9 protein-coding genes and 3 tRNA genes are annotated in these 9348 nt (G+C 59.6%); 3 read left to right on the top strand and 9 right to left on the bottom strand.

Annotated features, from left to right (window positions below):
* Positions 1-103: 103 nt before the first annotated feature.
* Positions 104-406, bottom strand: a complete 303-nt coding sequence (locus ACK543_RS07310; RefSeq protein WP_409942189.1) for a hypothetical protein — start codon at positions 404-406, stop codon at positions 104-106.
* A gap of 92 nt (positions 407-498) precedes the next feature.
* Here ACK543_RS07310 and ACK543_RS07305 point away from each other — a divergent pair, with 92 nt between their 5' ends.
* A complete protein-coding gene (locus ACK543_RS07305; RefSeq protein ID WP_409942188.1) occupies positions 499-1539 on the top strand; it encodes an IS630 family transposase in 1041 nt (346 codons plus the stop codon).
* Between the two features lie 208 nt (positions 1540-1747).
* On the opposite strand, the gene ACK543_RS07300 is transcribed toward ACK543_RS07305, so the two are convergent.
* From ACK543_RS07300 to folC, 8 genes are all read right to left on the bottom strand, one after another.
* Positions 1748-1824 (bottom strand) — tRNA-Asp (locus tag ACK543_RS07300).
* Between the two features lie 52 nt (positions 1825-1876).
* Positions 1877-1952 (bottom strand) — tRNA-Glu (locus ACK543_RS07295).
* A gap of 39 nt (positions 1953-1991) precedes the next feature.
* Positions 1992-2067, bottom strand: a tRNA-Ala gene (locus tag ACK543_RS07290).
* 65 nt (positions 2068-2132) lie between these two features.
* Positions 2133-3554, bottom strand: a complete 1422-nt coding sequence (gene gltX / locus ACK543_RS07285; protein ID WP_409942187.1) for a glutamate--tRNA ligase — start codon at positions 3552-3554, stop codon at positions 2133-2135.
* Between the two features lie 131 nt (positions 3555-3685).
* Positions 3686-5191, bottom strand: coding sequence for an amidophosphoribosyltransferase (purF, locus tag ACK543_RS07280; RefSeq protein ID WP_409942186.1), 1506 nt, complete (start codon positions 5189-5191; stop codon positions 3686-3688).
* Between the two features lie 81 nt (positions 5192-5272).
* Positions 5273-5761, bottom strand: a complete 489-nt coding sequence (locus ACK543_RS07275; RefSeq protein ID WP_409942185.1) for a CvpA family protein — start codon at positions 5759-5761, stop codon at positions 5273-5275.
* Positions 5762-5790: 29 nt separating this feature from the next.
* On the bottom strand, positions 5791-6654 hold the full coding sequence (locus tag ACK543_RS07270; RefSeq protein WP_409942184.1) for an SPOR domain-containing protein: 864 nt from the start codon (positions 6652-6654) through the stop codon (positions 5791-5793).
* 7 nt (positions 6655-6661) lie between these two features.
* Entirely contained in the window at positions 6662-8002 is a 1341-nt protein-coding gene (gene folC / locus ACK543_RS07265) for a bifunctional tetrahydrofolate synthase/dihydrofolate synthase (protein WP_409942183.1), read from the bottom strand.
* A 47-nt stretch (positions 8003-8049) separates the two neighbouring features.
* Here folC and ACK543_RS07260 point away from each other — a divergent pair, with 47 nt between their 5' ends.
* Positions 8050-8430, top strand: a complete 381-nt coding sequence (locus ACK543_RS07260) for an arsenate reductase (RefSeq protein ID WP_409942182.1) — start codon at positions 8050-8052, stop codon at positions 8428-8430.
* 134 nt (positions 8431-8564) lie between these two features.
* Positions 8565-9212: a glycine zipper 2TM domain-containing protein gene (locus ACK543_RS07255; protein WP_409942181.1), complete on the top strand. Its 648-nt coding sequence runs from the start codon at positions 8565-8567 to the stop codon at positions 9210-9212.
* Positions 9213-9348: the final 136 nt, after the last annotated feature.

Raw genomic sequence — 9348 nt, 5'->3', positions numbered from 1 at the left:
AGGGCATGATGAGCGTATATCTGGGGTGCCGGTCGGGTTTGTTGCGTTGAAATGGCCGGACTGGGGGTGAATATCGGGGTTTCTCTGCCCGGTTTCTGTGCGATTACGGAACCCGGGGGATTGGGGTCACGGATTCAGGATTTTTGTACGCGGTAACCGTTGCAGGTTTGAGCTTGCTGCGTAACAGGAGCATTTTTTCCAAAAGCTCCCCCAATTTGAGGGCTGTGGGGTCGTCTGCTGGCTCTTTGGGTGCAATGGCTGGGGGTTGTACTGCTTGCCCTGTGTGCAATGCCTTCATGGCCTCCATAGCTTGCATTAGGCGGGTGTGATCTTCACTTCCATCAGCTTTAAGAATCCCCCGCGCCATGTCGAGTTCGTACTTTGCAGGCAGGTCTTTTTTGTTCATGGTCAGGTCATTGAGTAGAGACACTGCCCGAATAATATTGATCCGGCCCCATAAAAATTGAACTTTCCTGGGTTTTTGGCATCAGAGAGTTCATGGACAAAGAAGACGCGAGATACCAGACGCTGGGCGAGCTGCACGAGAGGCGCAAGCAGGTTGTGAGGCTGCACAAGCAAGGCATCAAGATCATGCAGGTGGTGCAGATGACGGGGCTGAGCTACCCGGCGGTTCGGCGCACGATTGATCAGTTTGAGAGCGGTGGCTGGGCGGCGGTCAAGCCTGCTGCACGCGGGCGCAGCAAGGGTGATGCGAGGTTGCTCACGCCCGAGCAGGAGAGCCGCATTCAGAGGATCATCTGCGACAAGCGCCCGGAGCAATTGAAGATGGATTTCTTCTTGTGGAGCCGAGCGGCCGTGATGCAGCTGATTGAGCAAGAGTGTGGGCTCAATCTGGGCGTGCGCACGGTGGGCAAGTACCTTGCGCGCTGGGGGTTCACGCCGCAAAAGCCACTCAAGCGGGCCTACGAGCAGCGGCCTGAGGCGGTCAAGGCCTGGCTCGATGAGCAGTACCCGGCCATTGAGGAGCGGGCCAAGGCCGAGGGCGGCGAGATTCACTGGGGGGACGAAACCGCGCTGGTGAACACCGATGTGCGAGGCAGAAGTTACGCCCCAGCCGGCCAAACGCCTGTGGCCTTCACGGTGGGCAGCAATCGCCAAAAGCTCTCCATGATTGCCACCGTCACCAACCGCGGCAAAGCGCGCTGGATGATCATCGACGAGGCCTTCAACGCCGACAAACTCATCGAGTTCATGCAGTCGCTGGTCAAGGACGCGGGCCGCAAGGTCTTCCTCATCCTGGACAACCTGCGGGTCCACCACAGCAAGCCGGTCAAGGCATGGCTGGCAGACCACGCAGAGCAAATCGAAGTGTTTTACCTGCCGAGCTATTCGCCCGAACTCAACCCAGAGGAGAGGCTCAACGCAGACCTCAAGCAAGCCATGGGCAAGCGCGTTCCGGTGCGAACCAAGACCAAACTCCGCGAAGCAGCCAACGAGCACATGACCATGCTGGAGAAATCACCCGAGCGGGTCATGAGCTACTTCCAAGACCCTCGCGTCAAGTATGCAGCAGGTTAAGACTTCTTGGGGCCGGAGCAATAGCTTCACGCTTGTAGCTGGTGCGTAGCGACCGCTTGAACTGTTGACCGTTGATGCGTGTATGCAGGTAGTAGGAGCTACCAAGGAGGTAAATCGGCAAATTGAGCATTGAATTGCTACCAAATTTGCTACTACCCAAAAAGACAAAAGCCTTGTAAGTCGTTGACTTACAAGGCTTTTTCCATTTTGGCGGAGCGGACGGGACTCGAACCCGCGACCCCCGGCGTGACAGGCCGGTATTCTAACCAACTGAACTACCACTCCTGGCAGGCAGCTTTTGCTTGTATTGCTTCAACACAAGCCAAGCGCTACAACTTGGCGACCCCACGGGGATTCGAACCCCGGTACTCACCGTGAAAGGGTGATGTCCTAGGCCTCTAGACGATGGGGTCAAAACCTTGGAACGAACCGAACTGACTTCTCTAACACTGTGGTGGAGGTAAACGGGATCGAACCGATGACCTCTTGCATGCCATGCAAGCGCTCTCCCAGCTGAGCTATACCCCCACTAAAAACCAACGATTACGCTGTGCTAGCAGCCATCAGTTCAGCCTTGAATTATAGACAGATTTTCAGCGCTTTCGCAAACGGGCCGCCACTTTTTCGCGACCTATCAACTCCAAAACGGCATCGACCGAGGGGGTGTGTGCAGTCCCCGCTGCAAGGACACGCGTCGGCATCGCAAGCTGGGGCATCTTGAGGCCATGGGCCGTCAGCACCTGCTTGAACGCTGCAGCGATCGAGGCCTTATCCCAGTCGCAACTTGACAGGGCCTCAGCCAGCGAACCGAGCGCCGGGACGATAGCCGGCGTGACGTGCTGGGCTTGCTCGGCTGGATCGGCATGGACATCGCCATAAAAGACATAGGCCCACTGCGCCAGATCAACCGTGGTGTCGCAGCGGTCCTTGAACAGCGCGCAGATGCGCCCCAGCCGTCCATCGTCAATTTCCTCCTGAGCCACCCCTCGCCGTAGCAATTGGGGTGCAACCAGCGCGGCCAACGCCTCGTCCGCCGTCGCTTTCAAGTGCTGCGCGTTCACCCAACGAAGCTTGGCCTCGTCAAACTGCGCCGCGCTTCGGCCCAGGTGGTCCAGATTGAACCACTGCAGAAATTGCTCCCGGCTGAATATCTCGTCATCGCCGTGGCTCCAGCCAAGCCTTGCCAGGTAATTGAGCATCGCGTCCGCGAGATACCCCTCGTCCCGATACTGGGTAACGGGTTTGGCGCCATTGCGCTTGCTCATCTTTTCGCCCTGCTCGTTCAGCACCGTGGGCAAGTGTGCATAGATGGGCGGCTCCTTGCCAAGCGCTCGAAAGATATTGATCTGGCGCGGCGTGTTGTTCACATGGTCATCGCCCCGAATCACATGCGTGATGGCCATGTCCACATCGTCGACCACCACGCAGAAGTTATAGGTTGGCGTGCCGTCAGGTCGCGCAATCACCAGGTCATCGAGCTCATCATTGCTGATCTCGATGCACCCCTTGACCTTGTCGTCCCACGCCACCACGCCACCGCGTGGATTCTTGAACCGCAAGACTGGCTGCACACCTTCTGGCACCGCAGGCAGCTGCTTGCCAGCCTCAGGCCTCCAAGTGCCGTCATAGCGAGGCTTCTCCTTGGCCGCCATTTGCCGCTCGCGCAACGCGTCCAGTTCGCCGACGCTCATGTAGCAGGGGTAGACATGTCCTGCCGCCTGAAGCTGTGCCAGCACCTCCTTGTAGCGCGCCATCCGCTGCATCTGATAAAAAGGTCCCTCATCGGGCTCCATGCCCAGCCAGGACATTGCCTCCAGAATTACGTCGACAGCAGCCTGGCTGGACCGCTCGAGATCGGTGTCCTCGATGCGAAGGATGAAGTCACCACCGGTCGCCCGTGCAAAGGCCCAGGGATACAGCGCAGAGCGGATATTGCCCAGGTGGATGAAACCCGTGGGCGAAGGGGCAAAACGGGTGCGTACACGACCCGATTTCGATGGGTTTTGATCAGTCATAAGATTCACCGTGCGTTTGCGCGCTCACTCTCAGAGTCTTGAGGCGCAAATTGAAACCATTGATCCCAGGCCAGACGCACCGAAGCAGGTGACTGTGGCGCGAATCAACACTGAAAGCCCTCGGAATCGGGCTAGGCAGTGTTTGCGTTGGGCAGCGCGAGGCGCGAAGTATCCTCTTCACCTTCCTCCGTTCCGCCACGCCCTTCATTCAGGAGCGCAATGCCCTCGGCCGTCACATCGCCCGTGACATACACGCCGTCAAAACACGACGCATCAAAGCCAGAGATCGCGGCATTGAGCGACCCGACCGCCCGCTTCATGCCATCCACATCCTGGTAGATGAGCGCGTCGCAGCCAATGGCCTGACGAATTTCTTCGACGGTGCGACCATAGGCTACCAGCTCACTGCTGGTGGGCATATCAATCCCATACACGTTCGGATAGCGCACTGGCGGCGCCGCGCTGGCCAGGTACACCTTGCGGGCACCGGCATCGCGTGCCATCTGGACGATTTCCCGGCTGGTCGTGCCGCGCACGATGGAGTCGTCGACCAAAAGCACATTGCGCCCCTTGAACTCGCTGCCAATGACATTGAGCTTTTGGCGCACTGATTTCTTGCGAACGCCCTGCCCCGGCATGATGAAGGTGCGGCCCACGTAGCGGTTTTTGACGAAACCCTCGCGGTAGGGAATACCCAGCAGATGCGCGAGTTGCGTTGCACTCGGCCGGCTGGACTCGGGAATCGGAATGATGACGTCGATTTCGCTCGGCGGCACCGTGGATACCACCCGCTTGGCCAGGGCCTCACCCAGATTGAGGCGCGCCTGGTACACCGAGATACCATCGAGGACCGAGTCGGGACGGGCCAGGTACACAAACTCGAAAATGCACGGGTTGAGCTGGGGCTTTTGGGCGCATTGCTGTGCGCGCACCTTGCCGTCCAGCGTCACAAAAACGGCCTCGCCGGGCTCGATGTTGCGCTCGAACACATGGGAGGTCCCCTCCAGCGCGACCGATTCGCTTCCCACCATCACAGTCCCATCTTGACTGCGCCCCATGGCCAAAGGCCGAATGCCGTGCGGGTCACGGAATGCCAGCAGACCATGCCCGGCAATCAGGGCGATCACAGCATAAGAACCTTTGACACGCTGGTGTACCGCGCTCACGGCCTTGAAAACATCCTCGGGCCGGAGCGCCACTCCGCGCGTCGAACGCTCCAGCTCATGCGCGAAAACGTTCAGCAGAACTTCCGAATCGCTTTCGGTATTGGTGTGGCGATGATCTGTCTGAAAAAGCTCCGTACGCAGCTCACGGGCATTGGTCAGATTGCCGTTATGCACCAGGACGATGCCGAACGGCGCGTTGACATAAAACGGCTGCGCTTCTTCTTCGCTGAACGCATTGCCCGCCGTGGGATAACGCACTTGGCCCAAACCGACATTGCCGGGCAACGCGCGCATGTTGCGCGTGCGAAAGACATCCCGCACCATGCCCTTGGCCTTGTGCATGAAGAACTTGCGACCTTGCTGCGTCACGATCCCTGCCGCGTCCTGGCCCCGATGTTGCAAAAGCAGCAGTGCGTCGTAGATCAGCTGATTGACTGGCGCAGGACTTACCACGCCGACGATTCCACACATAGTTTGATTCCATCCATTTGCGGGATCAGTCCCGCGGTCACTGCGAGGCAACAGCGTATGGCTGCCACCCCGCAAGATTTCTCAAGCAGGCAAATGCCTTGCGAACTCCTCGGGCAGCACAGGCTTGAGGCCGCGCAGCGCGTCACCCAGCCATGGCTTGGCACTTGACTCCTGCCACCACGGGGCATCGCCCAGCGGTGTCAAGCCCGCGACACATGCCGCCACCAGCAAAAGAACCAGCCCCCGGACCAAACCGAAAGCAGCGCCGAGCATCCGGTCCGCCGGCCGCAGACCCACCGCCTCGATCAACTTTTTCGAAAACCATGCGATGAGCCCGCAACCGAAGACTGTCGCGACAAATAGCAGAACAAAACCCGCGGCATAACGCAGCGTATCGCTCGCTTCACCCATGGGTAGTGCGGCAGCCGTATCGGCCGCGAACCAATGCGCCACGAAAAACGCCGTCACCCAGCCTGCCACGGAAAGAACTTCAAACACCAGGCCTCGCCACGCGCCAATGCAAATGGATGCAAGCAGCAACCCTGTGAAGATCCAATCCAACCCCGTCATGGTGTTCGGCCAACTGACCCTGAAGACGACTACAGCGTCAGCACCGAAGCGGGAAGATCGAGCGACCTGACGCGCGCAGCCACCTTGTCAGCCTCGTCCCGGTTGCCGAAAGGCCCCAAACGCACCCGCGTGCGTTTGCCGTCCTTGGTGTCCACCACCTGCGCGTAGGTTTTCAGACCTGCGCGCTCGAGCTTGGCACGCACCTCACGCGCTTTCTCGGGCTCTGCAAAGGCGCCCACTTGAATAATGAAACGCGTCTCCTCGGCTGCGGCGGGCGGCTCAGCACTACGACCTTCCAGCAAGGCACGCGCTCGGCTGGCCTCGTCAGTCTTCAAAGGAGGTTTCGGATCGGCGGGTCTGGGGTCTGCCGGCTTGGAATCCGGTTTTTGAGCGGCTTGGGGCCCCACCGGAGCGCCCACCTGTGCTGGTTTTGGTGTTGGGGCTTGGGACGCTGGAGACACCAGTTCCTCACCGTTCACCAGGCCAGAGACGGCTGCTCGGTTACCTGCGACAGCCGATGTCTTTGCATGTCCGTTGGACGCCGATGCGCCAGACAGCGCTGTCGCTGATGCGGCAGCAGCAGCCTGCGCTGCGCCCGATGACCCCATCGAAGCGCCAGGGGGCGCGGGCACCACAAGAGGAGCGACCTTGTTGCGGTCGGGAATCTCTATCGGAATGTTGACCGGGATAGGACGGGGCTGGGTGTCAAACAACAGCGGAAAGCCCACCACAGCAATCAAGACGAGAACCGTCGCACCGATGAGTCGATGCCGGGCCCTGCGGCGCATGGCTTCGACGCTTTCCGCTTGAGACAGGGCGCGCGGTCGTTTCACCGGTTTTTCGGTCTGCTTTTGCTCACCTTGGCCAGACCACCGAAACTTGAAAAATACCATGGAGTGATCACTCGAGCGGACCTTGAGCGCCCAGATGTTTGGCCTGCAGGCGCGGTGTCCCATTAACGAGAACACCCCCGACCGTGAAGAAGGATCCGAAGACCACGATTCTATCAGCCGGGACTGCTGCGGCGACCGCGGCGCTCAGTGCGGACATGGGGTCTGCATGCAGGGATGTCGGGACTTCCCGTCTGCCTCCCGCGGCCATCGGTAGCGCATTCCATTTTTGCTCAAGACCAGCAGCAGACTCCGCCCGCAACGTCGGCAGACTGGTGAAGTACCAGCGGTCGATCAACGGACCCATCTTCGCCAGCATGACCGCAAGATCCTTGTCGGACATGGCCCCGAACACGGCGTGCGTCGTTGGGAAAAAACCCATGGCATCGAGATTCGCCGCGAGCGCTGCAACGCTGTGAGGGTTATGGGCGACGTCAAGAACCAAGGTTGGCTGGCCGGGCACGATCTGAAACCTGCCAGGCAGTTCCACCATGGCCATGCCGTTGCGCACGGCTTGCGCGGTCACCGGCAGCCGATCACGCAGTGCTTCAAATGCTGCGAGCACGCCAGATGCGTTGATCAGCTGATTCGCTCCCCGCAACGACGGATAGGCCAGCCCGGCATACCGCCTGCCCCGCCCGGCCCAACTCCATTGTTGCTTGTCACCCGAAAAATTAAAGTCATGGCCAAAGCGCCAGAGATCCGCTCCGATATCCACGGCGTGATCCACAAGGCTTTGCGGCGCCATCGGATCGCCCACGATGGCTGGGCGGCCGGTGCGCATGATGCCCGCCTTTTCGCGCCCAATGCTCTCTCTGTCGGGCCCGAGGAACTCAGCATGGTCAATGTCAATGCTGGTCACGATCGCGCAATCGGTATCGATGATGTTGGTGGCGTCCAGTCGTCCGCCAAGGCCCACTTCCAAAATGGCAACATCAAGCTTCGCATGGCTCATTAAACGGAGTATCGCGAGCGTGGTGAACTCGAAGTAGGTCAGCGAGATTTCGTGATCATTTTGAAGCCTTGCGCTCTCCACCGCATCAAAGTTTGCTATCAAATCAGAAGCGTTTACGATCTCACCATGCACGCGGCAACGCTCTTCAAAGCGCACTAAATGGGGGGATGTGTAGACACCCGTGCGATAGCCCGCCTGCAAGGCCATCGCCTCCAGCATGGCGCACGTCGACCCTTTGCCATTGGTTCCAGCGACCGTGATCACGGGGCACTCAAAGCGCAGATCAAGCCGACGAGCGACCTCGCGAACACGCTCCAGCCCCATGTCGATGCCGACGGGGTGGAGTTGTTCGCAGTGGCGCAGCCAGTCGTCCAGAGTGTGATGTTTCGTTTGCATACAGCGAAGGATTGTCGCGCACTCACACCCTGTAGCATCAACGACCCATGACGTCCGCCCACATCACGATTTACGGAATTCCCAACTGCGATACGGTCAAGAAAGCGCGCGCATGGTTCACCTCCAGTGCACTCGCATTCGATTTTCATGACCTCCGAAAACAGGGAGTGCCGCCACACGCGCTCGCTCGCTGGATCCATGCGGTCGGGTGGTCCAAGCTACTGAATCGCAACGGAACCACATGGCGAAATCTTGCGAGCGCAGCGCAAGCAGCCGTGCTTGACGAGGAGAGCGCGTGCCGCCTGATGATCGATCAGCCCACCGTGATCAAGCGCCCCATCGTCGAGTTGAGCGGGGCATGCCCGACGCTCATCACTGTGGGATTTGTGCCCGACCAATGGCTGTCTTGGTGCCAGGACCTTCGCTGACGCCAAGGCCCCGCAGCGGTAAAATCGGAACTGGTTTACGAAGATTTACCATCGAAGGGTCCCGATTGAGCCCTCGGGGCATCAACGTTTTCGAGGTCTGGTGCGTTGTGTTCCAAGCCGAAAGGAGTTTTCCCATGAAATCGATCATCGCCGTTGCCGCCATGGCATCCATCGCCAGCTTGGCCAGCGCCCAGGAACAGGGTCGCGTACTCTCTGCCACACCTGTCATGCAGCAGGTTGCCATACCCCAGCAGGTGTGCGGCAACGAGACGGTTTACAGCGGCAACCGCACCAGTGGGGCCGGCGCGGTCATGGGCGCAATTGCTGGTGGTGCCGCCGGTAACGCCATTGGCAAGGGCAATGGCCGCGCCGCTGCCACGGCCATTGGCCTGATTGGGGGCGCGGTGCTCGGCAACCAAATTGAAGGTGGGCAGCCGCAGTACCAGAACGTGCAGCGTTGCACAACAGAAACCTACTACGAAAACCGCACTGTGGGTTATGACGTGGTTTACGAGTATGCCGGGCGGCAGTACACCACGCGCACCCAACAAGACCCCGGCGCATGGATTTCCCTGAGCATTCAGCCTGCAGGTCAGACCTACTCGAGCCGTCCGGATCCTTATGCAACCTACGGGGTCTACGGTCGGCCCGGCTCGGTGACCTCCACTTACCCACCGGCCCCCATCTATCAGCAGCCCACCTACATCACGCCCCCAGTGACGGTGATCGAGTACGGTTACGACGGCCGCTACCCCCACCATCGCAATCCTTACTGGCGCTAGGAGCCTGTCGGACTTGGAGCGTCGAAAGCGAAAATCGGCGAGAGCGAGGACAGTTTTTGCCGAATTTGCAGCCCCATAGCCGAGCTATGGGGCAAAAAGGCGGTTAAAAATGGACCGCTGCGGTCGATTTGCAGCC

The sequence above is a fragment of the Acidovorax sp. genome, from assembly GCF_046341535.1.
GTDB lineage: Bacteria > Pseudomonadota > Gammaproteobacteria > Burkholderiales > Burkholderiaceae_C > Acidovorax.
This window is presented reverse-complemented; position numbering and strand designations above follow the sequence as displayed.

Coding starts and splice junctions, on each gene's coding strand:
- ACK543_RS07310 (WP_409942189.1), bottom strand. CDS start 406: ATGAACAAAAAAGACCTGCCTGCAAAGTACGAACTCGACATGGCGCGG.
- ACK543_RS07255 (WP_409942181.1), top strand. CDS start 8,565: ATGAAATCGATCATCGCCGTTGCCGCCATGGCATCCATCGCCAGCTTG.
- purF (WP_409942186.1), bottom strand. CDS start 5,191: ATGTGTGGAATCGTCGGCGTGGTAAGTCCTGCGCCAGTCAATCAGCTG.
- folC (WP_409942183.1), bottom strand. CDS start 8,002: ATGCAAACGAAACATCACACTCTGGACGACTGGCTGCGCCACTGCGAA.
- ACK543_RS07305 (WP_409942188.1), top strand. CDS start 499: ATGGACAAAGAAGACGCGAGATACCAGACGCTGGGCGAGCTGCACGAG.
- gltX (WP_409942187.1), bottom strand. CDS start 3,554: ATGACTGATCAAAACCCATCGAAATCGGGTCGTGTACGCACCCGTTTT.
- ACK543_RS07270 (WP_409942184.1), bottom strand. CDS start 6,654: ATGGTATTTTTCAAGTTTCGGTGGTCTGGCCAAGGTGAGCAAAAGCAG.
- ACK543_RS07275 (WP_409942185.1), bottom strand. CDS start 5,761: ATGACGGGGTTGGATTGGATCTTCACAGGGTTGCTGCTTGCATCCATT.
- ACK543_RS07260 (WP_409942182.1), top strand. CDS start 8,050: ATGACGTCCGCCCACATCACGATTTACGGAATTCCCAACTGCGATACG.